Origin of the sequence: Pandoraea sp. E26, from assembly GCF_000681415.1 — a bacterium.
In the GTDB taxonomy this organism is placed as follows: Bacteria; Pseudomonadota; Gammaproteobacteria; order Burkholderiales; family Burkholderiaceae; genus Pandoraea; species Pandoraea pnomenusa.
In genome coordinates this window covers 96,142-118,105 of the sequence record NZ_AYXJ01000030.1, presented here as the reverse complement: position 1 = coordinate 118,105, position 21,964 = coordinate 96,142, and the positions used below count along the sequence as shown (strand labels likewise).

Sequence of the window (21,964 nt, the reverse complement as noted above, 5' to 3'; positions counted from 1 at the left end):
GCCAGCGACGCCTCGAGGGCGCGCTGGCGTTTTTCATGACAGGTCGGACGGGGGGATGCGTGGGTAGGCGAGTCCGGCCTCGGCGACAATCGACGGTCGCGACAGGATGTCGCACCGCGCGAATTGAGATTCGCTGGCCGCGCAACCGGGAAAGGCGTAACTTAGCGGATTGTCTTTCACGCCGCTTTTTCCGCACCTCATGATGACCGCCCGAACCGCACTCCCGACCCTGCGCCTGCGCCCCCGTCTGACGCGTGTTCGCCGTGGTTGCGGCATGCTGGCTGGCGCGCTCGCGGCCCTCGCGTCCCTCGCGTCCCTCGCGGTCATCCCGGCGACTGCGCGAGCGGCCGGCGACGTCGAGGCGGGCAAGGCGCTGTTCGGTGCCCGGTGTGCGTCGTGCCATTCGATCGGACCGATGGCGGCGTCCGGGTTCGGACCGCAACTCAACGGCGTGGTCAACCGGCGCGCCGGCAGTCTGGCGGACTTCGACTACTCGAAGGAGATGAAACAGTCGGGGATCGTGTGGGATGACAAGACGCTCGCCGCATTCATCGCCAACCCGGGCAAGACCGTGCCAGGGACCAGGATGCGCTTCTGGGGCATCGGCAACGAACGCAAGGTTGCCGACCTCATTGCCTATCTGCGCACGTTCAAGTGATATTTCGCGGGGGCGAAACCCAGCGACGACGACAGCGTATCGTGGTATCGGTCTTCAGGCGACCGTGTCGGGACACGAAAGCCCCCATCCGGTCGATCTCCCGAGTCGTATAAATCGCAGTTTCGGCGCGCAGGCATCAGCGCGATACTGCGTTCAACGGCTCACGCAATCACGCGCAAAGCCGAACTCAAGGAGAATCGCCATGCCGCTGCTTCCCGTTCTCGCCGAAGGCGCCATGTACGTACTCGGACTGCTCTCGGCCGCCTCCCCCATGTTCCAGTGAGCCGGCGACGCAACGCACCGGACCGAAGACAAATGCCCCGGGATGTCGGGGCATCGATCGTTTTGCCCGGTTTGCTTCGCCATGCGCTGTCGTGCTTCTTCCGAGCGATATCGCGACACCGGCGACGCGCCGTCAGCGTTGTTGTTCGCTATCGAGTTCGGCCAGAAGCGCGGGTGCGTACCGCCCCCCGGCCGCCGCGCCCTTGGGAATCGCCCGCTCGATGGCGGCAAGATCAACCGCGTCGAGCGTGAGCCCGACGGCGCCCAGCGCCTCATGGAGACGCTCTCGCGTGCGCGCGCCGACGAGCGGCACGATGTCCGCGCCCTGTGCCGCGACCCAACCAATGGCGAGCTGGGCAACCGTTACCCCCTTGCGATCAGCCATCGAGCGAAGCGCGTCGACCAGCGCCAGGTTGTGCGCAACATTCTCGCCCTGAAAGCGCGGGCTGGCGGCACGGAAGTCATTCGGCTTCGCGCCCGCTTGCCAATGACCACTGATCAGGCCGCGAGAGAGCACGCCGTAGGCCGTGATGCCAACGCCGAGTTCGCGGCATACAGGCAGGATGGCGTCTTCGATGCCGCGGGAAATCAGCGAGTATTCGATCTGCAGGTCGCTGATCGGATGCACGCTTGCCGCACGTCGGATCGAATCGGCGCTCAGCTCGGACAAGCCGATGTGGCGCACATATCCCGCCTTGACCAGATCGGCAATCGCCCCCACGGTCTCTTCGATCGGCACCGCCGGGTCCAGTCGTGCCGGACGGTAGATGTCGATATGGTCCACACCGAGCCGTTGCAGCGAATAGGCGACGAAATTCCGCACGGCCTGCGGGCGGGCATCATACCCATGCCAGCCGCTCGCGGGATCGCGCAACGCACCGAACTTCACACTGATGACGGCCGTATCCCGGCGTGACGGCGGCAACGTCGACAAGGCATCGCGGATAAGCATTTCGTTGTGCCCCATGCCGTAGAAATCGCCCGTGTCGAGGAGCGTGACGCCGGCTTCGAGCGCGGCGTGGATGGTCGCGATGCTTTCGCGACGGTCGGCCGGCCCGTACAAATCGGACATGCCCATGCAACCCAGCCCGATGGCCGACGTGACAGGACCTTTCTGGCCGAGATGTCGAATCTTCATGAGAATTCTCCGTGACGTTTCGTTGGACCTCGGGTCAGTAAACCCGGGGGCGAAGCAATTCGGACATGCCGACGCGATGCAGCATTTCGGCCCTGAGACGATCGAGTACAGCAAAACCCACATCCGCACCGTCCTGCGCCGGATCGATGTGCACCCGGAACGGACGCTGCCCGAACGGCGTGTCGACCACCTTGGCGATAGCGTTAGCGACGTCGCTTGCGTCGGCCTCGGGCGGCACGATGGCGGCGAACGCGTTCTGAATTCGCTCGCCCCATCCTGCGCAAGGACCGCTTTCGTACTCGTCCAGCACGCCCTGATCGTCGGGGCGACCGGCGTGCGCGAAGTGATTCGTGCCCGACGTGAATGCGCCCGGCACGACGATCGATGTCTCGACGCCCCACACCGCGAGTTCGCGCGCATATTGAACGGCGAGCGAGTCCATCGCCGCTTTCGCGGCGAAATACGGCGCGAGGTAGGGCGGCGTTCCCCCGGCGGAGCTGCTGCTCGACACCCACAGCAGGAGCCCGCGCTTTTGCGCTCGCATGTGTGGGAGCACCGCCCGATTGACGCGTTGGGCGCCCACGACGTTCGTGTCGTACAGCTGCGCGAACTGCTCCGGCAGGAAGGCTTCGGCCGGACCGAAGGCCATATGGCCGGCGTTATGGACGACGACGTCGATGCGCCCCGCTTGCTCGACGATTTGCCCGATGCCCTGGTCGACCGAGACTTGCGATGCCACGTCGAGCTCGACGGTACGAAGGTCCAAGCCGTGGGTGCCGGCGAATTCCGCCATCGATGCCACAACTGCCGCATTCCGGCCCTCGGTCGCGCGCATGCTTGCATACACCGTGTGGCCCGCCTGCGCGAGCGCTTCCGCCGTCAGGCGGCCGAAGCCGCTCGAAGCACCGGTCACTACGATCACTTGCTTCATTTGGATCTCCTTGTTCGTGATTGCCGTGACCGGGTTCAGATGATGCCGCCGTTGACACGAATGGTCTGGCCGTCGATCCAGCTCGCCGCCTTGCTCACGAGGAAGGCGACCACCTCGGAGATGTCTTCCGGCTCGCCGAGGCGCTCCATCGGCGGCGCCTTGGCGATGCGGTCGATCTGCTCCGGCGTCTTGTCCTTGAGGAAGAGTTCCGTGGCCGTCGGGCCCGGCGCCACGGCGTTGACGGCGATGTTCCGGCCGCGCAGCTCCTTGGCGAAGATGTTGGTCATCGTCTCGACAGCGGCCTTCGTTGCCGCATAGACCGAGTAACCGGGCTGCGAGAGGCCGTTCATGCTGCTCGAGAAATTGACGATGCGACCGCCCGGACGCATCTTCCTGGCCGCGGCGCGCAACGTGTTGAAGGTGCCCTTCAGGTTGATGCCGACCAGTCGATCGAACAGGGCGTCGTCGGTGTCGACGAGTGCGACCAGCCCGGGCTGCATGATCCCGGCGTTGTTCACGAGAATGTCGACGCCGCCGAACATCGTGACGGCCGTATCGAACATCGCCGCCACCTGCGCAGGAACCGTCACATCGGCGCGCACCGCCGCCGCACGACCGCCCGCCGCCTGGATCGATTGCACCACGCGCAAGGCATCGGCTTCGCGTCCGGCGTAGTTCACGACGACCGCAATGCCGTCCGCCGCGAGGCGCCGCGCAATGGCGGCGCCAATACCGCGGGAGGCGCCCGTGACGATCGCGACCTTGGCAAATTCCGTGTTGTGGGCTTGGGTGTTCATGGCAAATCTCCTTGAGAAAACATCGTGGGTTGACTGCGATGAGTGAATTCTCGCGGGACACCTGGTTAAACGGTAGCCGAATAATCCAAATATCGGTTATGCTTTTTTTGTATGAGCATCTTCGACAATCTCGACCTTCTTCGCGCCTTTGTCGCCATCGTCGACAGTGGCAGCATTTCTTCGGCCGCCCGTCGGCTGCGGGTGAGCCAGCCCACGCTGAGCCGCCAGTTGCGGGCGCTCGAGACCGCGGCCGGCGCCGAGCTTCTGCGCCGCGACACGCACCGCATGAGTCTGACCGACACGGGTCAGCAAATCCTTGCCGACGCTCGCGCGTTACTCTCGATGGCCGAGGAATTCGAGGCCCGGTTGCACACGAGTGAGACCACATTGAGCGGACGGATTCGCGTCTTCTCCACCATCGACTTCGGTCAGTCGGTGGTAAGCCGCCTGATCAGCAGCTTCCTTCAGGCCAACCCGGCGGTACGCATCGAACTGGGGTACACGAACCGGCCCTTGCACATGATCGAAGAGGGATGCGACGCAGGCATTCTTGCCGGCACGTTGACCGACGATCGGGTCGTGGCGCGCTCGCTGGGCGAGATCCGGCGATTCGTCGTCGCGTCACCGTCGCTCCTCAAGGACCATGCAAAGGTGGGCCATCCTGATGCGTTGGTCAGGCTTCCGTGGATCGGGTTGTCAGGGAGTCAGTTCGGGGGGCCAAGGCAGGTCGCGCTGCACTCGGGGTCTGTGAGTCGTACTCTCGAAATGGAGCCATTGTTCGTCACGGAGGGCAGTGCCAGCATTCGCGAAGCGGTGCGAATGGGGCTCGGCGTCGCGGTGCTGCCCGAGTGGCTCGTGGAAGAAGACTTGCAGTCGGGAAGCGTCGCGCGGGTGCTGCCCAAATGGCACGCGACGCCGCTCGAAGCGCACATCGTCTATCCCGCGCAACGCGCGATGCCGATGCGAGTGAGGGCGTTTGTCGACTTCGCGACGCAATACATGGCGTCGGTGCTCAAGCCTCGGGGCGCGAAATAGCGCAAACGCCGACGTGCCTCGCGTTCGTCGGCACGACGTCGCATCGGTCAAGCCTCCTGCCGGAGTGGCCGAATGGCGGGAAACGCGCCGGGGGAAGGCGATCACTTGCGGGGATGATCGCGCGTCACGCGCTGCCGCCCAACAACTCGACCATCAGAACGTCCGTGTCGCTCAATGCGGTGAGCGACAAGTTGTCTTCGTCCATCGCCAGCGCACCGTCGCGTGCATCGAGCCGTACCCCCGCGAGGTCGATTCCGCCGTGATCGGGCACGAAGTACGCCGCATGAGGCGACGCCAGGGCCACGCGAATCGATGCCCCTTCGCGCAGGGTGGCAATCCTCACGCGCGCGTCGGCGTCGATCGGTAACGCCCCTGCCCGCACATCGGCAGGATCGCCGCTAGCGAGCGTCACGAAGCGTCCGTCACGCCGCCCCGGGCAGCAGCTCCGCATCGTCCAGCTCGGCGTGCCGCCGGGCGCACGGGGCCGCAGCCAGATTTGAAACATCCGCGCCGGTACCGCCTCCTCATTGCGCTCGGCGTGGTGAATGCCCGTGCCTGCGTGCATGGCCTGCACGCTGCCGGCAACCAGACGCGCACGATTGCCCGCATCGTCTTCGTGCGTGATGGCACCCGAGCGCACCCACGTGACGATTTCCATGTCGCGATGCGAATGCAGCCCGAAGCCTGAGCGCGGCGCCACTTCGTCGTCGTTCCACACCAACAACGGCGCCGGGGCGCAATGTTTCGGGTGACCGGAATTGCCCACGCGGAAGTGCAGTCGGGCCTTGAGCCAATCACGCGAGAGCGTGGACAACGTCGCAAACGGGCGATGTTCGATCATGATGCGTCCTCTGGCGCCGCCCGGTTGCGCCACCACGCGTCGTGCGCAGTCGGCCACCGGACTCGGCGCTCATCCCGTTCAGATCTGTTGTTGGCCGCCGTCGACGAACAACTCGGCGCCGTTGACGAAGCTGGCGTCGTCGGAGGCGAGGAACAGGGCCGCGCTGGCAATTTCCGTGGGCTCGCCCAGGCGTCCCAGCGGGATCTGCGCGGCGAGGTAATCGGCCAGCCCCTGGCGTTGTGCGGCGTCGTCACCGGCCAGATCCAGCAGGCCGGGCGTGCGGGTCGCCCCCGGGCTGATCGTGTTCACGCGGATGTGACGCGGCTTCAGGTCGAGAATCCAGTTGCGGGCAAATGCGCGCACTGCCGCCTTCGACGCCGAGTACACGCTGAACGCCGCCGTGCCGGAGCTGCCGGCCGTGGAGCCGGTCAGGATCACCGACGCGCCGTCCGCCAGCAGCGGCAGCGCCTTCTGTACCGTGAACAGCACGGCCTTCACGTTGCGATCGAACGTTTCGTCGTAGTGCGCTTCGGTAATGTCGCCGAAGGCGAGCATCGAGCCGCCGCCGGCATTGGCGAACAGCACGTCGAGACGCCCGTGGGCTTTGGCGATTTGCGCGTAGAGCGCATCGAGTTCGTCGAGCTTCGTCGAATCGATGCGCAGGCCGGTGGCCGCGCCGCCGGCGTCGCGAATCGATGCGACGGCCGCGTCGAGTTCGGCCTGACGGCGACCGGTCAGATAAACGTGCGCGCCTTCGGCGGCAAAGCGCTGGGCGGTGGCGAGACCGATACCGCTGGTGGCGCCGGTGACGAGTGCGATTTTGTTTTCGAGCTTGCGTGCCATGGTGTAACTCCTTCGTTTCGGTGATGTCGATGGTTGCGCCGGGTTTCGGGTTTCGGCGTTCGCGGCGAGTTGTTTGCTGCGATGTGTGAAGAATATCGACGGACCGATGATTTCGAAATAGAATCAATTGCAAATCAACGTTGCAAATTTGAAATGAAGAGTGATCATGTCGAAGCTGCCTGATTTCGAAGGACTCGCGATGTTCGCCAAGGTGGCCGAGGAAGGCTCGTTCGCGGCTGCGGCACGCGAGATGGGGGTGTCGGTCGCCACGGTGTCGCGCGGCGTTGCGCGTCTGGAGGAGCGTTTGGGTGCGCGGTTGCTCAATCGCACATCGCGCCAGCTCGCGTTGACCGAGTTTGGCCGGACGCTATGCGAGAAGGCGGGAGAGATCTATCGGCAGGCCGAGGCTGCCGAGGGTGCGGCACGCGAGTTGTCGGTGCAGCCGCGCGGGCTCGTGCGACTTGCGGTGCCGATGTCGTTCGGGCTGCGCTGGGTCGCGCCGCTGATGCCAGAGTTCTTCCGCCGTTACCCGGACGTGCAGGTCGATCTGCATCTGGCCGACTCGACCGTCGATCTGGTGGCCGACGGGTTCGATGCGGCACTGCGCATCGCCGCTTTACCCGATTCGTCGCTGGTGGCGCGGCGTCTGTGCGCGGTCACGCAATATGTGGTCGCCTCGCCCGGCTATCTAGCCCGCGAGGGACGACCCATGCATCCGCGCGAGCTGGTGGACCGGCCTTGCATGTCTTATGCCTATCGCGCGCGCAGCGATGTATGGCGCTTCGTCAACGACGCCGGCGACGAGGAACCTGTGCTGCCGAACGGCCCGCTGCGCGTGACGAATTCCGATGCCTTGTTACCGATGCTGCTCGAAGGTCTGGCGATTGCCGAGTTGCCGGAATTCATCGCGGCGGAGTATCTGAGCGATGGCCGGCTCGAAGCGATTCTGACCGACTGGTCGTTGACGAAAGGCGGGCTGTATTTCGTCACACCGTCGGCGCGCGCGCGCCCGGCCAAGGTGAGCGCTTTGTCGGACTACTTTGCCGAACACCTGAGCGAACCGACCTGGCGATGGCCGAAGTGATTGCCGGATGCGCCCGAGAGCGATCATTTCAATAACGCAACAATAAATTTCAATCTTTTCTATTTCGAGAATCATGTCAGGTATCTATTCTGGACGCCATGGACTTCACAGTCGTCCTTGAACACGCTTTGATACTTGATCGGATTCATCATGAAAAACGCTACCCAACTGCTTACCGACTACCTCCAGGCCATTCGTGATCCACGTAAGGCCGCTGCGCTGTTCGCCGATGACGGCGTACTGGAGTTGCCATATTTGAAATCGCTCGGCATCGATGCGCATGCCCGGGGTACTGAAGCGATCGAGCGTTTCATCGCGTCGTTGCTTACGAAGGTGCCCGACTTCCGATTTCACAACGCACGCTTTCTGATCGAGACACCTGAGCAGGTGTTTGCCGAGTACGAAGTCGAAGCTCTGGTTCCGTCGACGGGAAAAATCTACCGCCAGATGTACGCGGGACGACTTGTCGCGCGAGACGGAAAGATTGCACTGCTTCGCGAAGCGCTCGACACCGTCGCTGCGGCAACGGCGTTCTCGCCCGCCTGAGCGTCGTCTTGCTCGCGCCCGCCCAGCGAAGCCCAACCCGGTCGACTTCATCGGAGCCCAACATGCACCCATCTACCATTCCCGGCGATTACAGCGCGCAGTTTCCCGACCACGGGCGATCGCCGGCGGATCATGACAAGAACGTCTCGACAGGCATTGTCGTCACCGCTTACTACCGCGTGCATCCTTCGGATCGGCAGACCTTCATCGACGTCGTCATTCCGGAAATGACGGCCGCAAGGCGGATGCCGGGATGCGTCTACTACGCATTTGCGGCTGATCTTACGGACCCCAACCTCTTTCATCTGGTCGAGGGCTGGGTCGATCAGGCGGCATACGAGCGGCACGGGCGCGCCGACACCTTCCTCACTGCGTTGGCGTTGGTGGTGAAGCACGTGCGAATACAGGATCGCCAGGGCGTCCGATACGAAATCGCGCAGCAATTCATCGACGATCCGCGTGCAAAGGTGGCTTGAGACGTTTGAAAAATCGGCGCACGTTTGGTGCACCGTTGCGGAAGTGATCACCGTGGGAAATGCTCGTCACGGATGACTGCTTCCGACCCATTGCGGACAATCCGAGCCGGTGCTCGAATATGTCCGCTTTCAGTTTTCCTTCAGCCAATCAGCTCAAAGGAATTTGCGTTTCAGGAAGCCCTCGATGGTGGTCGCGAAATAAGGCGGGCACTCCTGCATTGGGTAGTGACCGCAGTTGGGGATAACGTGCAGTTCCGCGTTCGGATGCCACGCGAGGAAGGTTCGTTTCATTGCTTCCGGATCGAGTCCGGGGTCCCTGTCACCGACAATCACCAAAAAGGGCGTTTCAAGCCCCCGAATGTCATCGACGAAGTCGGCCGTGATCAGCATTTCAAGGTATCTCGTCCGGCAGACCGAGGAGACTGTGTCGCGGCTTTGTCGCACTTTGCGATCCGCCCACGCATCGGAAAGGCCGCCGGTGACGAATTTGAACAGTCGCCGAAGGGCCTCATCGCTTTCTATCGTGCTGCCAAAGAAAGCGCGGGCGTCCGGACTCAACCGATTACCAGCGGCAGAAACGGGACATACGGCGATCGCGCTCGTGATGCGAGACGGAGCGTCTGCAGCGACGCGTTGCGTAATCATCCCGGTCATCGAGTGACCAACTACGTGGAAGTACTCCCAACCGAGGTGGTCCGCAAGCGTGAGGCAATCGGCGGCGATCTCTTCTACCGTGTATTCACCGGCCAATTCAATGGACTGTCCGTAGCCACGCAAATCGACAAAGACATACGTGAACGCGTGGCCATCAAGCCAGGGCATGACTGCATCGTAGCTGGAGTGATCGCCCAGCCAGTCATGCATGACCAGCACACGAACGGGGCCATTGCCATACTGCACATATCCGAGGATTGCTTCAGATCCAGGGCGGATTTCAACGGGTACTTTCATTCCAAGGTTCCATCGTGATTAAGGGAACCAAAACGAAACGCCCTCCCGGCGAACCGGGAGAGCGTTTTGAAAGTGGTTCCATGCTATCAAGCTCTCGGACCTCGGTCAACAGGTAGAGGAATCGATGGAAGAATGGCTGGAGTTCAGGCATCAAGCGTCGCTCAAACGCGCGCATCGAGTCTTGGTCCAATGGCAGAATTTGGCCGATTGCTGCCGGTCACGAGAGCCCGTTGCCGACCCTGAAGCGTCGGTTAAGAGCGCGACTCGTATGACTCAAGGGAAGCCATGAACAGACGCCGGCAGTGAGGACACGACCACGTCAATATAGACAATCAGGTCTAGACAAACTACTCTACGTCATCCCGTCTTTGCACGAAGGTGCCGTCATGACCAAAGCTACTCCCGCGAACAGGCCGACTGCGGCTGAACTCGAACTCCTGCGGGTTCTATGGCCAATCGGCCCCGCCACCGTCAAGCAGGTCCATCAGGCCATGCATGAGGAACGTGCGGACGTTACCTATGCCAGCGTATTGCGCCAGATGCAGGTCATGCATGCGAAGGGGCTGCTTACGCGCGACGAAAGCGAGCGTTCCCACATCTACGCGCCCGCGCAAAGCCAGAACATGCTGCAAACCAGCCTGCTGAAGGAACTGATTCACAAGGCGTTCTCGGGTTCGGGCAAGGCACTCGTCATGGCCGCTTTGCGCAAGCACGTTAGTCAGGAGGAACGGGAGGAAATTCGCAAGTTTCTCCATGAAGATGAGCGATGAGCCCGTTTGCCTGGACGTTTGTTCAGGTATTGGGATGGGCGCTCATTCACTTCGCGTGGAAGGGCGCCTTGATCGGCGTGGTAACGGCACTGTCGTTGCGGCTAATGCGTGACGCCAGCCCGCAAGGTCGCTATGCGCTCCTCTGCCTTTCGCTTCTTTTGTGTCTCGCGATACCAGTGCTCGACGTGTACCGGGGTATCGAAGCCGCGTCGCGGCCATCCGGCTGGTTTCGCGCGACCGATTCTCTGATCGTGCCAACGGAACACACACGCGAGGTGGTTACGAATGAGAACGTCCTGCCTTGTCTGGTTGCGGCATGGCTAATCGGTGTCGCGGCCATGTCGTGCCGTCTGGCCGCCGGCTTGCTGTGGGTTCGTCGGATCGGCCACACGTTTCCCGATTGGCCGGATACCCGGTGGCAGGCCTACGTGTCGGCGCTGGCCGCGCGTTGCGGGCTGTCGCGTCCGGTGACGCTGTGCGTGGCAAGGCATCTCGCAAGCCCGCTGACGATCGGCTGGTGGCGACCGCTGGTGCTCGTTCCGGCTGCGTTGCTGGCGCGCATGCCACCCGATCTGCTCGAAGCGTTGCTTGCGCACGAAATCGCGCATATCAAACGCGCCGACTATCTGGTCAACCTGCTGCAAAGCGTGATCGAGGCGCTGCTCTTTTTTCATCCAGCAGCGTGGTGGCTGTCGCAACAAATTCGTATTGAGCGTGAATACGTCGCTGATCAAATCGCTGGCACGCTTATTCAAAACCCGCGACGTTTGGCGCTTGCGCTTGAGCAGCTGGACGCTCTTCAATCGACGAGTGCCGGATACTCGCCAGTCGCGCAATCGGCGCGGGGTGGCCACTTGCTGGATCGCATCAAGCGCCTCTGCCACCCCGTCCCGTCCTCGCCGCATTGGGTCGCGTACGCGGCTATCACAGCCGGCTTCGTCGCGTTGTGCGTGACGGCGCAGACACTGTGGCACGCGCCCGTGTCGCAACACGAGGCGGGCATCGTGCCAGTCGGGTTGCTCGCATCGAACCACGTCGTGGTGATCGACGACAACTCCGGTCAGGTCCTGTTCCAAAAGCGACCCGACGATATCGTGCCGATCGCATCGTTGACTAAATTGATGACGGCAATGGTCGTGCTCGACGCACGGCCCGACATGAATCGGATCATTCGTATCGACGCCGGCAACGCCGAGGCGGTGCGTCCCAGCCGCACAGGATTGCCAGTCGGCACGAGCCTGCCGCTTTACGCAGTGTTGCAACTCGCGCTGATGTCGTCGAACAACAGCGCCGCGTATGCGCTGGCGCATGGCTATCCTGGCGGCTTCCCGGCATTCCAGGCCGCGATGCGCGCCAAGATCGCGGCGCTCGGGCTGAAGCACACGACGATCAGTGAGCCGACCGGCCTCTCGCCGCTCAACACGTCGACGGCAAGCGACGTCTCGGTCATGGTGAACGCGGCGGCCCGCTATCCGGCCATCGTGCGTGCCACGACTGCCCCCCGCAGCGTCGTCCCGATCGACGGCAAGCTCGTCGAGTACCAGAACACGAATCCACTCGTTGGGCAAAAAGGCTGGGACATCGCGTTATCGAAGACCGGCTTTACCGACGCGGCCGGACGTTGCCTGATCATGCGGCTGCGCTCGGTTCGGGACAGCGTCACGATGGTGTTTCTGGACGCCGGGCCGGCTGCGTTCCCTGCGCGCGACGCGATCAACATCCGTCGCCTCCTGCTCGCCCACAAGCTGGCTTGACGTTCGTCGCGCTAACCGCGTTTCCTCACTCTGACTAACTGGACCTAACCTTGACTCACTCGATCACGCGTCGAAAGCTGTTGATTGGATTGCCGCTGCTCGCCGGCATGGGCGTGGCTCCCGCATTGCGTGCAGCCGATTCACCGTTCTCCGATATCGAGCGTCGCCATGGCGGCCGCCTCGGCGTGTTTGCGATCGATACAGGCTCGGGCCGCACATTGAGCCACCGCGCCGACGAACGCTTCTTGATGTGCAGCACGTTCAAGGGATTGCTCGCAGCGCAGATACTGTCACGCGTCGATAGCGGCGCGGAGCGACTCGATCGACTCGTTCACTACACGGAAAAGGACCTTATTTTCACGTCACCCGTGACCAAGGCCAACGTCGCGCGTGGTGCGTTGTCGATCGACGCACTCTGCCAGGCGACCCTGGTGGAGAGCGACAACACGGCCGCGATCTTGCTAATGCGCAGCGCCGGTGGTCCCGCGGCATTGACCCGGTTCGTTCGTGGACTTGGCGATCCGGTCACGCGCTCGGACCGCTATGAGCCGGAGTCGAACCGTTATCGCGGTGTGCTCGACACCACGACGCCGAAGGCCATCACCACCACGGCGCAACACCTTCTGCTCGGTGATGCTCTGAGCGCCAGCTCTCGCGCACAACTGGAACGCGGAATGACCGACTGCAAGCCGGGGCTTAACCGGATTCGCGCCGTGTTGCCGGCCGGCTGGCAGGCGGCCGACCGGCCCGGTACCAGCGTCGAGAGCGAGACCAACGACTACGCGCTCGTGCGCCCGCCTGGGCGCGCGCCGTTGCTCGTTGCTGTCTACTACGATGCGCCGGGCGTCAGCATGGACGCGCGTGAGGCCGTTTTGCGCGAAGCGGGCACGGCGTTCGTGCAGTGGGCCACGAGCGCGGCATGACCGACGTCGCCACGCGAAACCGGAAGATCGATTTCCTCCGTGGCATCTCGATCCTGCTCGTGCTGTTTCACCACTTCAATATCGCCTATCGGCTGAACGACACTTTTCTGTCGCGCGTATTCGGCTGGGAGGCGGTTCGTGCCGTTGTGAGAAACGGCAACTACGGGGTCACGATGTTTTTCGTGATTTCGGGCTATCTGATCACGAGCAACGCAATTCGTCGCTGGTCCGAACTCGGCCAGGTCGATGTCCGGGCGTTTTACGGCTTACGCATTGCGCGCATCGTTCCGTGCCTGTTGCTGCTATTGGCCGTCGTCAATGCGCTGGCGCTAGCCGGCATCGCCGTCTTCCAGAACCACTCGCCGGCCGGGACACCAGTTTCGTTTTGGCTAGTAAATCTGGCTTCGTTGACGTTCTGGATGAACGTGTTGATCAGCACGCACGGTTGGACCAACTATGCGCTCGGCGTGTTGTGGTCGCTTTCCGTCGAGGAGGTGTTTTACCTCTCGTTTCCTCTGCTTTGTCTCGCGTTTCGCAGGGAGGCGCAGCTCGTTGCTTTCTGGCTCGCGTGCATCGTCGTCGGTCCGGCTTACCGTTTCCTGCATCAAGGTGACGAGGGTGGTTATCTCTACGCGTATTTCGCCTGCTTCGACGCAATCGCCACCGGCTGTTGCGCGGCGCTGCTCGCGAGGCGCGCCGTGTGGCGTGGCCGCGCGTGGAGCATGTTGGCGTGGCCGACGGCGGTGGCCATGACGTTCGTTTATCTGGCCTGGCCGATCCACGAAAGCAACGTGTTCGGTGTCACGGCAATTGCCTTCGGCACTGCGGTTTTGCTGCTGGCCGCAAATGATCGCCCGGACGGATCAATAGTACGAAGCACGCGTGCGTCCACTGTGCTAGAAGGGTTCGGAAGGCTTAGCTATGAACTCTATCTGTTTCACCTTATCGTGCTGGGCCTGTTGCGGACGATTTTCCCGCCTTCCGGCGTGACGGGCGACGAGAAACTGGCGGTTCTGGTCGGTTATCTGTTGCTTTCTGCCTGCCTGAGCGTATCCATCGCGCGAATGTACGCTGAACCGTCGAGTCGCATTGTGCGCCGGTGGCTGATTCCGAGAAGATCTCGACCTAATAGCGAGTACAACGAGCGGAATCAACCTGACGCCGAACACCCTCAATCTCGAATCGAGTGAACAGGTTGAGCGACTGGTTCTGATCGGCGTGCGGCCGGTCCCATGACCACCACCAATGTCCGAGTTTGGCCGATTGCGGCCGGTCACGAGAGCCCATTTCCGACCCAGCCGAGTCACTTGACACACGGCCGGTTGAATGGCGATTCTCGCCTGTGAAGTAGCCGTTCGGCTTCCGGCCTCAATGGCCTTTACCTGCTCGTGGGAAGAGCCAAGGCGCACGAATGATCGACCGGACCGCCCCGTGGCCACCTCGGACGAATGCGAGCCCCGCGGATAGGCGGTTGATGCACTCGACGCGTTAGCGCCCGCTGCCAGGGCGCGGCCACTTCCACGATCGATTACAAGCCAAAAATGAGCGAGCGATGTGCCGCGACGCCCGCTGCAACGCCGGCGGCCGAGGCGAACGTCGCGTTGGACCATGCGCTCGCCGCATCGCCAGCGGCAAACACTCCCGGAACGGTGGTCTGCTTACAGTCGTCCACGCGGATAACGGGACCTATCGGACCTTCGTCGAACTCGCATCCGAGCTGCTTTGCGAGCGGACTTGCCATCTGGGTGCGCGGCCCCACAAACAGTGCATCGATGTCGATGGCGCGGCCGTCGGCGAGACGCAATCCTGTCATGCCGGGTACGTCGCCAAGCACTTCCACGACTGGCGTCCGTTCGATTCGCACATTGCGGGCTTCGAGCAACGCAGTCTCTTCGGGCGACGGCTCGACGATGCCTTGCGAAAACCAGGTTGTCGGCCCCCAGTCGGGAACGAGCATCGCCTGATGAATCGATAATGAATGCGTCGCCAGGACGCCGAGCCGTTTGTCCGCGACTTCGTAACCGTGACAATACGGACAATGCAGCACGCTGATACCCCATCGTTCATCCAGGCCGGGGAGAGAGGGCAGTTCGTCTCGAACGCCCGTCGCAAGGATCAATCGATCCGCGCTTGCGATGCTCCCACTGCTTTGCGTGACGATGAAGCCATCGTCAACACGCTCCGCCGTGCGTGCTTCGCCTGTCGCGAAGTGCGCCGTCGGATACGCCGAGAGTTGCGCCGTCGCCTCATGGATGATCTCGCCGGGCGCCTTGCCATCCTGCCCGAGAAAACCATGAGCGTGTGATGCGAATCGATTGCGTGGCGTTCTGCTATCGAGCACAAGCACACGCCGTCGCGCGCGCGCCAGCTGCATTGCGGCGGAAAGACCGGCGAAGCTGCCGCCGATCACGATGACATCGTAGTGCTCGTCCATACGTTCCCTCTCCAGATCATCACGCAACATTGAGAGTTGCATGATAGCGCCATGTTAAACTTTTACGCAACTTGAAAAGTTTCTTGAGATGAGTGCCCACGATGAAGACCGATAGCCGCATGTCTCGCGTCTTGCACGCGTTGATTCACATGAAGCATGCGGATGGTCCGCTCACCTCCGAAGCGCTCGGTGAAATGCTGTGCACGAACGCCGTCGTCGTGAGGCGCTTGTTCAGCGGCCTGCGCGATATTGGATACGTCACTTCGGGGAAAGGGCACGGAGGCGGTTGGGTGCTGGCCGAATCCCTCGAAAACATCACGCTACTGGACGTCTACCGTGCGGTCGGCGAACCTTCGCTTTTCTCGCATCTTGTTTCGGAGGATCATCCGGAATGTCTTGTCGAACAAGCTGTGAATGCCCATCTTTCGGCGACGCTTCTCGAAGCCGAGGCTGTCCTGCTGAAAAAGTTCGGGACGGTCACCATTGCGATGCTTGCTGGAGAGGTTGAAACTTCGGCGTTGCGGTCGAAATCGTCTCGCGCAGGGAATAAATAGCGGTCGCCGTATGCGGCCCGTCTGGTTCCACGATGCAGACCTGGGCAATTGGCAGGATTGGAATGCGAACCCGCCGCTTCGTTTAAGCGGAAGTTTTGCGGGACGGGCTAGTGACTGCAACTGGCCGAGATCTGCCTGATGCGGTTAGTCGAGATGAATTCAATGATCAGATGCGCTGGACTTCGTGGCTGCGCTTTATGTCTGTTGCAATCTCCCACGCCTTAGTTCTTAAAGCATCTATCTCATCGTTCAGTTCGAAGTACCCGGATTTCCCCGGTGGGCTGCCCCTCTATAGCGCGCTGTGGCGCAACAAAGTCATTGAACGAGCCCATACCTCCGTGCGCCTGAAGCAAATATTCAATACCGGAGTAATCCGAATTTTCTAAACGAGCTTTGGCACGAAGCAACCAAGCGCGCCAGTGCTGTCCCCCGTTGATTTCAAGTAGATCGGCGAGTTTGGCCAACACCTCGATCAGCTCTTGCCTTTTGGGTCCCATATTTGCCTCCATCCGTCCAACGCCGCTCTTGATAATGTCGAATTGTCGACGATCTGGTCGGGTCACGTCGACTGACCGAAATTGACCGACTGTTGCCGCAGACCTACTCTGTTCCATCAATCGCCGACGCAGCGAGCACAGAACCTCTATACATTCTGGCGTCGAAAGCAAACGGTCCAAACGCCTCTAATGTCTTCAAGTCAGATTCACTTGTCTGGTAGGCGAAGCTCTCCCATACATAGGATTCGCGTTCGCGTCGCACAAGGACCGAATATGCGCCGCAAGCGACGTCGCCGCACTCTGGACAGATATAAAGTAGTACGCGCTTTCCGCTCCCCGGTAAAACGCCGAGCAGCATCGAAGACATGTGCTCGCATTCCTTCGCGTAACCACTCGCGAAACAGCCCATGAAGTCGGCGTGTCCCCCGGCTCTTTTAACCAGCATTTCCAGCAAACACTGTCCGTCTATCAAAAAGTCCGCAGAGGTTCTCTCTGTGCAGGTCGCGCCCCCCGACCCGGTTGCGGGTCGATACCGTTTGCGATGAGCAAGTAGGTTCATGTTCGTGTGCGGAATAGGCTTAACTTGCCAAGATTGTTACCGATCGATGAGTCTGTGTCGAACGGCCGTTCCTGGCCGACTTCAGCCCGTCGTGCGTGCTAGCGGCACACTTGAACTACGTCCCGCCCTCGCGCAACGCATTCCGGATGCCTGTCGAGATCACCAGAACATCCTTGCGTGCCGGTGCGCCATTCCATACCACGAGCCACCCCACTAGACATACGCCTGCCCCCATACCAGCAGGAATCCGGTGACGGTCAGTGCATTGAGCAGATGGATGCTTGTGTAACCGCTTGACAGAGGCCACCGAACAGCCCACCGAAGCGCATAACGCCCACCAATACCAAGACTACTGCGGTAATGAAGCGGCCATAACCTGAAGACATAAACGATCCAACAAGTATCGACCCCTCGCCACTCGTCAGTAAGCGCCCTCGGGACCGCGTGCCATTTCCTCGCATGAAGACATGTGAGATGTGCAACTCGACAGTGTCGTTACTCACAGAGCCTATCAAGGAATTTTTGTCAGGACGCCATTCGGTGAGCATTTGCAACTGAGCGAGCGCCTGCGCACAAGGCAAAGGACTTTGAAAGTCGAACGGCTCGCCATCGAACACCTTCAAAAGGAGCCTCGCCGCCCCGTTCGGGACGAGGAGCCTTAGGACTTCCATCTGGCGTCAGACAGTTGAGAATTCGTGAACTTTTTGGTGCAAATTTCGGTGCAAATCTGGTGCACTGAGAAGCGAAAATAGCTTTCTTGGGCTACTTTTGACTACGCTATTGCACAACTACTGAAACAGAACATCCAACACAAGCCCCTGAAACAACAGGGATTACTGTGTCTGTCTTGATGTGGCGCGAAGCCTTGGTGGTACCGGGGACCGGACTTGAACCGGCAAGCCCGAAGGCGGCGGATTTTAAGTCCGCTATGTTTACCAATTTCATCACCCCGGCAAGGGCACGCATTCTAACATCCCCCACCGCGATACGTCAGTTGGGTATCATGAGGGCATGCACGCTCTGCGCGCGCCATCGGAGATCGACCCATGCTGGAAAATCTCGACCGCATCGCCCTTTCGCTCGACGCCATCGAAGCCGCCGCCCGCGACGTTGCACTGCAATCCCCTCAGAACGCGCAAGCCCTCTACACCGCGCTCATGGAAATCCGCAACGCCATCGCACTCGTCGCCCAGGAAGTCGTCCGGCTCGAACACGAGCTCCATGGCCCCGCCGGTAACGGACAATCGTGAGCACCGATCCCACTGCCACCACCGCGCCCCGCGCTTCCAACTCCCCGAGCGCCACTTACGACGTCGCCCGTACGCCAACCCCGCCCACCTGCTGGGAACTGGCCCTCGCCTTCGGCACCGTCGGCGCCACGGGTTTCGGGGGGGTGCTGCCCTGGGCCCGCCGGATGATCGTCGATCAGCGCCGCTGGCTCACCGACCGTGAATTCGCGGAACTGCTGCCGCTCGCCCAATTGCTCCCGGGCCCGAACGTCGCCAACATCGCCACCGTACTCGGACGCCGCTTCCGCGGTCCCCGCGGCGCGGCAGCCGCCGTCGCCGGCCTCTACACCTGCCCGACCCTCGTCATCATCCTGATCGGCTTCGCTTACGCGCGTTGGGGACAAACGCCCACTGTCCAGCATCTGCTCTCCGGCCTGATGCCGGCCGCCACCGGACTCGTGATCGCCACCGCGCTGCGCCTGCTCGCCGGGCTGGAACGACACTGGACCACCGCGACGTTCGCCGCCGCCACGTTCGTCGGCAGTTTCGTGTTCGGCCTGCCACTGTTGCTCGTGCTCGGCGTGCTCGGCCCCTGCGCGATCGTCACGGCCCATCACCTTCGCAGAAAACGCGACGCCGCTTCGTGAATACCCTCCTCGACCTGTTCCTGCATGGCTCGCTCTGGTCGCTGCTCGCCGTTGGCGGCACCAACGTCACGCTCGCCGATATCCATCGCTACGCCGTCGACACCCGCCACTGGATCACCGACGCACAGTTCGTCACGTTCTTCTCGCTCGCCCAGGCCGCCCCCGGCCCCAATGGCATGGCTGTCACGCTGATCGGCCTGCAAGCGGCCGGCCTCCCCGGCGCATTCACCGCCACACTCGCCAAATGTGCCCCCAGCTCGCTACTGGCCTATCTCGTCGGCGGCTGGGTCGATCGCCACGAAACGTCGCCGTGGGTGCGCGCCGTTCGCGCGGGCCTCGCGCCCATCACCGTCGGCCTGCTCGCCGCCAGCAGCGCCTTGCTCGCGCGAGAAATCGACATCAATGCGGCACGCGCTCTGGTCACGCTCGTGGCCATCGTCATCACGCTTCGCACTCGCTGGAACCCGTTGTGGCTCATTGCCGGCGGCAGCCTGCTCGGCCTGACCGGCTGGTTGACCTAACGGCCCCTCGCAACCGACGGCCCCGCGCCGTCAACCCCAGTTACGAACCGTCACACGGCGCCGGAACAACCGGTCTACAATAGGCAGCACGTTTCACAGTACGGTGTGTCCCATGACCCTGCCCTGTCGTACGTCGCAAGCCGAGGCGCCCTCCGGCGCCTCCCCCGAAGCCCCCCGATCCCGCACCGCGCGAGACGGCCCGTCGATCCGCGTATTGACGTCCACCGCGTCGCTGCCGGAACGATTCGATGCCGTGCGAGCCGCGTCGGTCGCTTTCGCGCAAGGCCTGTCGGATGCCGATGCCACCGTGCAGTCGATGCCCGATGCGAGCCCCGTCAAGTGGCATCTCGCCCACACGACCTGGTTCTTCGAAACCTTCCTGCTCGGCGAGCCCGGGCACCTCGGCGGCCAGCGCTACCGCCCCTACGATCCGCGCTTCGCCTATCTCTTCAACTCGTATTACGAAGCGGCCGGCCCGCGACATCCGCGTCCGCAGCGCGGACTGCTCACGCGCCCCACTCTCGACGACGTGCTCGCCTACCGCCGTCATGTCGACGCCGCCATGCACGCGTTGCTGTTGCACGCCGACCTGCATCCGGATGTCGCCGCCCTCGTGACACTCGGCCTGCATCACGAGCAGCAGCACCAGGAACTGATGCACACCGACTTGCTGCATCTGTTCGCGCAGAATCCGCTGCGCCCCGCACACCTCGCTTCGCCGCGCCGCATCGAGCCCGCGGGTCCGCTGCAATGGATCGAGCACGACGGTGGACGATACCGCGTCGGCCATGAAGGCGCGACGCACGAGCACTTCGCCTTCGACTGCGAAACCCCCGCGCACGACGTGCTGCTGCGCCCCTTCGCCATCGCCTCGCGCGTGGTGACCAATGCCGAGTGGCGGGCGTTCATCGAAGACGGCGGCTACCGCATGGCCGGCCTGTGGCTGTCCGACGGATGGGCAACCGTGCAGCGCGAAGGCTGGGGCCATCCGCTTTACTGGGAGTTGCGCGACGGCCAGTGGCAATCGATGACGCTCGCGGGCATGCATCCCGTCGACGATGACGCGCCAGTCCAGCACGTGAGCTACTTCGAAGCCGACGCCTTCGCCCGCTGGGCGGACAAGCGTCTGCCGACAGAACAAGAGTGGGAGGTCGCGGCGAACGCGGCATCATCCACGTCGACCGCCATGACGCAATGCTTTGGCCCGGTATGGCAATGGACCGCCAGTCCATATGTCGCCTATCCGGGTTTCCGCACGGCGGCGGGGGCCGTCGGCGAATACAACGGCAAATTCATGTGCGGACAGTTCGTGTTGCGCGGCGGCTCGGTTGCCACGCCGCCCGGCCACACACGCGCCACGTACCGCAACTTCTTCTACCCGCATCAGCGCTGGCAATTCAGCGGCCTGAGGCTCGCGGAGGACCGCTGATGTCGCAAGCTACCCAAGCCACGGCGTTCGTTTGCCCGTCGTTACCGGACAACGCCTTTGCCACCGACGTGCTCGCCGGTCTCGGCCACACGCCCAAGACCCTGCCCAGTGTCTGGCTGTACGACCGGCGTGGCAGCGAACTCTTCGAGGAAATCACCGGCCTCGACGAGTATTACCAGACGCGCACCGAAACCGCGCTGCTCGGCGAATGCGCGGCAGCCATCGCCGACGTGATCGGCCCCGACGCCGTGGTCGTCGAATTCGGCAGCGGTTCGAGCCGCAAGACGCCGCTGCTGCTCGATGCCCTCGTCACGCCGCGCGCCTACGTGCCCGTGGACATCGCCGACGACTTCCTCGACGACGCCGTCGCCACGCTCGCGCGCCGCTGCCCCGGCATTCCCATGCTGCCGGTGCGCGCCGACTTCACCCGGCCATTCCGCCTGCCGCCGCAGTTGCAGAACACGCAGGGTCCTCGACTCGGCTTCTTTCCCGGCTCGACCATCGGCAATTTCGCGCCCGGGCAGGCTGCGGCATTCCTCGCCCACGTGGGCAAGATGCTCGGCCCGCGCCGCCGCATGGTCGTGGGGGTCGACGCCTGCAAGGACCCCGCGGTGCTGCTGCCGGCCTACGATGACGCGCGTGGCGTGACGGCACGCTTCGACCTGAATGTGCTCACGCGCATCAACCGTGAGCTGGACGGTGACCTGCCGCTCGACGCCTTCCGCCACGAAGCCCGCTTCAATGCCAGCGCCAGCCGCATCGAAATGCATCTGGTGGCGCAGCGCCCGTTCCAGGCGACGGTGCTCGGCCGTCGCTTCGATTTCGCCGCCGGCGAGTCCATCCACACGGAGAACTCCTACAAGTACGGACAAACGGAGTTCCGGGCATTGGCCGCCTCCGCAGGCTGGGACGTCGAGCGCGTCTGGCTCGACGCCCGGGCGCGATTCGCCGTCTACCTGCTGCGCCCGGTCAGCGAAGAAAAATGACCGGCCGTCGCTAAAGTTTTCCCGCCGATCTGCCGTTGACCCATCCAGACGCCTGCCGCGCGCACCGGAGATTTTGAAT

The 21,964-nt window shown here is 62.6% G+C and carries 23 protein-coding genes and 1 tRNA gene; 15 read left to right on the top strand and 9 right to left on the bottom strand.

Annotation, left to right across the window (positions count from 1 at the left end; all coding sequences use genetic code 11):
* Nucleotides 1-202: 202 nt before the first annotated feature.
* A complete protein-coding gene (locus tag W930_RS0119225; RefSeq protein WP_330220680.1) occupies nucleotides 203-658 on the top strand; it encodes a cytochrome c family protein in 456 nt (151 codons plus the stop codon).
* A gap of 415 nt (nucleotides 659-1,073) precedes the next feature.
* On the opposite strand, the gene W930_RS0119215 is transcribed toward W930_RS0119225, so the two are convergent.
* Genes W930_RS0119215 through W930_RS0119205 form a run of 3 tightly spaced genes read right to left on the bottom strand, consistent with a single transcriptional unit; the run spans nucleotide 1,074 to nucleotide 3,806 of the window.
* Entirely contained in the window at nucleotides 1,074-2,078 is a 1,005-nt protein-coding gene (locus W930_RS0119215) for an aldo/keto reductase (protein ID WP_023594474.1), read from the bottom strand.
* 34 nt (nucleotides 2,079-2,112) lie between these two features.
* On the bottom strand, nucleotides 2,113-3,009 hold the full coding sequence (locus W930_RS0119210; RefSeq protein ID WP_023594473.1) for an SDR family oxidoreductase: 897 nt from the start codon (nucleotides 3,007-3,009) through the stop codon (nucleotides 2,113-2,115).
* A 35-nt stretch (nucleotides 3,010-3,044) separates the two neighbouring features.
* A complete protein-coding gene (locus W930_RS0119205) occupies nucleotides 3,045-3,806 on the bottom strand; it encodes a glucose 1-dehydrogenase (RefSeq protein WP_023594472.1) in 762 nt (253 codons plus the stop codon).
* Nucleotides 3,807-3,917: 111 nt separating this feature from the next.
* Here W930_RS0119205 and W930_RS0119200 point away from each other — a divergent pair, with 111 nt between their 5' ends.
* Nucleotides 3,918-4,841 (top strand): LysR family transcriptional regulator, encoded by a 924-nt coding sequence (locus tag W930_RS0119200; protein ID WP_023594471.1) that lies wholly within the window; start codon nucleotides 3,918-3,920, stop codon nucleotides 4,839-4,841.
* A 124-nt stretch (nucleotides 4,842-4,965) separates the two neighbouring features.
* Here W930_RS0119200 and W930_RS0119195 read toward each other — a convergent pair whose 3' ends face one another.
* Both W930_RS0119195 and W930_RS0119190 read right to left on the bottom strand, forming a co-directional pair.
* Nucleotides 4,966-5,682: a pirin family protein gene (locus W930_RS0119195; protein WP_023872166.1), complete on the bottom strand. Its 717-nt coding sequence runs from the start codon at nucleotides 5,680-5,682 to the stop codon at nucleotides 4,966-4,968.
* A gap of 78 nt (nucleotides 5,683-5,760) precedes the next feature.
* Nucleotides 5,761-6,525 carry an SDR family NAD(P)-dependent oxidoreductase gene (locus tag W930_RS0119190; RefSeq protein ID WP_023872167.1) on the bottom strand — a complete coding sequence of 255 codons (765 nt, stop codon included), beginning with the start codon at nucleotides 6,523-6,525 and terminating at the stop codon, nucleotides 5,761-5,763.
* Nucleotides 6,526-6,691: 166 nt separating this feature from the next.
* Between W930_RS0119190 and W930_RS0119185 the strand changes: the two genes are divergently transcribed.
* From W930_RS0119185 to W930_RS0119175, 3 genes are all read left to right on the top strand, one after another.
* A complete protein-coding gene (locus W930_RS0119185) occupies nucleotides 6,692-7,609 on the top strand; it encodes a LysR family transcriptional regulator (RefSeq protein ID WP_023872168.1) in 918 nt (305 codons plus the stop codon).
* A gap of 150 nt (nucleotides 7,610-7,759) precedes the next feature.
* Entirely contained in the window at nucleotides 7,760-8,155 is a 396-nt protein-coding gene (locus W930_RS0119180; protein WP_023872169.1) for a nuclear transport factor 2 family protein, read from the top strand.
* 62 nt (nucleotides 8,156-8,217) lie between these two features.
* On the top strand, nucleotides 8,218-8,631 hold the full coding sequence (locus tag W930_RS0119175; protein ID WP_024788596.1) for a putative quinol monooxygenase: 414 nt from the start codon (nucleotides 8,218-8,220) through the stop codon (nucleotides 8,629-8,631).
* 153 nt (nucleotides 8,632-8,784) lie between these two features.
* On the opposite strand, the gene W930_RS0119170 is transcribed toward W930_RS0119175, so the two are convergent.
* Complete coding sequence (locus W930_RS0119170) at nucleotides 8,785-9,582, bottom strand: alpha/beta fold hydrolase (protein ID WP_023872171.1); 798 nt, start codon at nucleotides 9,580-9,582, stop codon at nucleotides 8,785-8,787.
* 386 nt (nucleotides 9,583-9,968) lie between these two features.
* On the opposite strand from W930_RS0119170, the gene W930_RS0119165 reads away from it, so the two are divergent.
* From W930_RS0119165 to W930_RS28160, 4 genes are read left to right on the top strand one after another with little or no spacing between them, the layout of a single operon-like run.
* On the top strand, nucleotides 9,969-10,352 hold the full coding sequence (locus W930_RS0119165; RefSeq protein WP_023872172.1) for a BlaI/MecI/CopY family transcriptional regulator: 384 nt from the start codon (nucleotides 9,969-9,971) through the stop codon (nucleotides 10,350-10,352).
* A complete protein-coding gene (locus tag W930_RS29295) occupies nucleotides 10,349-12,106 on the top strand; it encodes a M56 family metallopeptidase (RefSeq protein ID WP_023872173.1) in 1,758 nt (585 codons plus the stop codon). Before W930_RS0119165 ends, W930_RS29295 begins: the two co-directional genes overlap by 4 nt.
* 50 nt (nucleotides 12,107-12,156) lie before the next feature.
* Nucleotides 12,157-13,029 (top strand): class A beta-lactamase, encoded by an 873-nt coding sequence (gene bla, locus W930_RS0119150; RefSeq protein WP_023872174.1) that lies wholly within the window; start codon nucleotides 12,157-12,159, stop codon nucleotides 13,027-13,029.
* Nucleotides 13,026-14,219: an acyltransferase gene (locus tag W930_RS28160; RefSeq protein ID WP_023872175.1), complete on the top strand. Its 1,194-nt coding sequence runs from the start codon at nucleotides 13,026-13,028 to the stop codon at nucleotides 14,217-14,219. The genes bla and W930_RS28160 overlap by 4 nt, the downstream gene beginning before the upstream one ends.
* Before the next feature lie 338 nt (nucleotides 14,220-14,557).
* On the opposite strand, the gene W930_RS0119140 is transcribed toward W930_RS28160, so the two are convergent.
* Nucleotides 14,558-15,463 (bottom strand): NAD(P)/FAD-dependent oxidoreductase, encoded by a 906-nt coding sequence (locus tag W930_RS0119140; protein ID WP_023872176.1) that lies wholly within the window; start codon nucleotides 15,461-15,463, stop codon nucleotides 14,558-14,560.
* Nucleotides 15,464-15,564: 101 nt separating this feature from the next.
* Between W930_RS0119140 and W930_RS0119135 the strand changes: the two genes are divergently transcribed.
* Nucleotides 15,565-16,017 (top strand): Rrf2 family transcriptional regulator, encoded by a 453-nt coding sequence (locus W930_RS0119135; protein WP_023872178.1) that lies wholly within the window; start codon nucleotides 15,565-15,567, stop codon nucleotides 16,015-16,017.
* A 242-nt stretch (nucleotides 16,018-16,259) separates the two neighbouring features.
* Here the strand turns inward: W930_RS0119135 and W930_RS29795 are convergent, their stop codons facing one another.
* Complete coding sequence (locus W930_RS29795; protein ID WP_196761160.1) at nucleotides 16,260-16,580, bottom strand: helix-hairpin-helix domain-containing protein; 321 nt, start codon at nucleotides 16,578-16,580, stop codon at nucleotides 16,260-16,262.
* 1,362 nt (nucleotides 16,581-17,942) lie between these two features.
* Nucleotides 17,943-18,027, bottom strand: a tRNA-Leu gene (locus W930_RS0119120).
* 92 nt (nucleotides 18,028-18,119) lie between these two features.
* Between W930_RS0119120 and W930_RS0119115 the strand changes: the two genes are divergently transcribed.
* From W930_RS0119115 to egtD, 5 genes are all read left to right on the top strand, one after another.
* Nucleotides 18,120-18,323 (top strand): hypothetical protein, encoded by a 204-nt coding sequence (locus W930_RS0119115; protein WP_023594466.1) that lies wholly within the window; start codon nucleotides 18,120-18,122, stop codon nucleotides 18,321-18,323.
* Nucleotides 18,320-18,949 (top strand): chromate transporter, encoded by a 630-nt coding sequence (locus W930_RS28155; protein WP_023594465.1) that lies wholly within the window; start codon nucleotides 18,320-18,322, stop codon nucleotides 18,947-18,949. The genes W930_RS0119115 and W930_RS28155 overlap by 4 nt, the downstream gene beginning before the upstream one ends.
* Nucleotides 18,946-19,470, top strand: a complete 525-nt coding sequence (locus W930_RS0119105; protein WP_023594464.1) for a chromate transporter — start codon at nucleotides 18,946-18,948, stop codon at nucleotides 19,468-19,470. Before W930_RS28155 ends, W930_RS0119105 begins: the two co-directional genes overlap by 4 nt.
* A 112-nt stretch (nucleotides 19,471-19,582) precedes the next feature.
* The gene (gene egtB, locus W930_RS0119100; RefSeq protein WP_080685166.1) at nucleotides 19,583-20,899 is read left to right on the top strand and encodes an ergothioneine biosynthesis protein EgtB; all 1,317 of its coding nucleotides are present in this window, start codon (nucleotides 19,583-19,585) and stop codon (nucleotides 20,897-20,899) included.
* Entirely contained in the window at nucleotides 20,899-21,885 is a 987-nt protein-coding gene (gene egtD, locus W930_RS0119095; protein ID WP_023872181.1) for an L-histidine N(alpha)-methyltransferase, read from the top strand. The genes egtB and egtD overlap by 1 nt, the downstream gene beginning before the upstream one ends.
* Nucleotides 21,886-21,964 lie beyond the last annotated feature (79 nt).

Coding starts and splice junctions, on each gene's coding strand:
- W930_RS0119225 (WP_330220680.1), top strand. CDS start 203: ATGACCGCCCGAACCGCACTCCCGACCCTGCGCCTGCGCCCCCGTCTG.
- W930_RS0119215 (WP_023594474.1), bottom strand. CDS start 2,078: ATGAAGATTCGACATCTCGGCCAGAAAGGTCCTGTCACGTCGGCCATC.
- W930_RS0119210 (WP_023594473.1), bottom strand. CDS start 3,009: ATGAAGCAAGTGATCGTAGTGACCGGTGCTTCGAGCGGCTTCGGCCGC.
- W930_RS0119205 (WP_023594472.1), bottom strand. CDS start 3,806: ATGAACACCCAAGCCCACAACACGGAATTTGCCAAGGTCGCGATCGTC.
- W930_RS0119200 (WP_023594471.1), top strand. CDS start 3,918: ATGAGCATCTTCGACAATCTCGACCTTCTTCGCGCCTTTGTCGCCATC.
- W930_RS0119195 (WP_023872166.1), bottom strand. CDS start 5,682: ATGATCGAACATCGCCCGTTTGCGACGTTGTCCACGCTCTCGCGTGAT.
- W930_RS0119190 (WP_023872167.1), bottom strand. CDS start 6,525: ATGGCACGCAAGCTCGAAAACAAAATCGCACTCGTCACCGGCGCCACC.
- W930_RS0119185 (WP_023872168.1), top strand. CDS start 6,692: ATGTCGAAGCTGCCTGATTTCGAAGGACTCGCGATGTTCGCCAAGGTG.
- W930_RS0119180 (WP_023872169.1), top strand. CDS start 7,760: ATGAAAAACGCTACCCAACTGCTTACCGACTACCTCCAGGCCATTCGT.
- W930_RS0119175 (WP_024788596.1), top strand. CDS start 8,218: ATGCACCCATCTACCATTCCCGGCGATTACAGCGCGCAGTTTCCCGAC.
- W930_RS0119170 (WP_023872171.1), bottom strand. CDS start 9,582: ATGAAAGTACCCGTTGAAATCCGCCCTGGATCTGAAGCAATCCTCGGA.
- W930_RS0119165 (WP_023872172.1), top strand. CDS start 9,969: ATGACCAAAGCTACTCCCGCGAACAGGCCGACTGCGGCTGAACTCGAA.
- W930_RS29295 (WP_023872173.1), top strand. CDS start 10,349: ATGAGCCCGTTTGCCTGGACGTTTGTTCAGGTATTGGGATGGGCGCTC.
- W930_RS28160 (WP_023872175.1), top strand. CDS start 13,026: ATGACCGACGTCGCCACGCGAAACCGGAAGATCGATTTCCTCCGTGGC.
- W930_RS0119140 (WP_023872176.1), bottom strand. CDS start 15,463: ATGGACGAGCACTACGATGTCATCGTGATCGGCGGCAGCTTCGCCGGT.
- W930_RS0119135 (WP_023872178.1), top strand. CDS start 15,565: ATGAAGACCGATAGCCGCATGTCTCGCGTCTTGCACGCGTTGATTCAC.
- W930_RS0119115 (WP_023594466.1), top strand. CDS start 18,120: ATGCTGGAAAATCTCGACCGCATCGCCCTTTCGCTCGACGCCATCGAA.
- egtB (WP_080685166.1), top strand. CDS start 19,583: ATGACCCTGCCCTGTCGTACGTCGCAAGCCGAGGCGCCCTCCGGCGCC.
- egtD (WP_023872181.1), top strand. CDS start 20,899: ATGTCGCAAGCTACCCAAGCCACGGCGTTCGTTTGCCCGTCGTTACCG.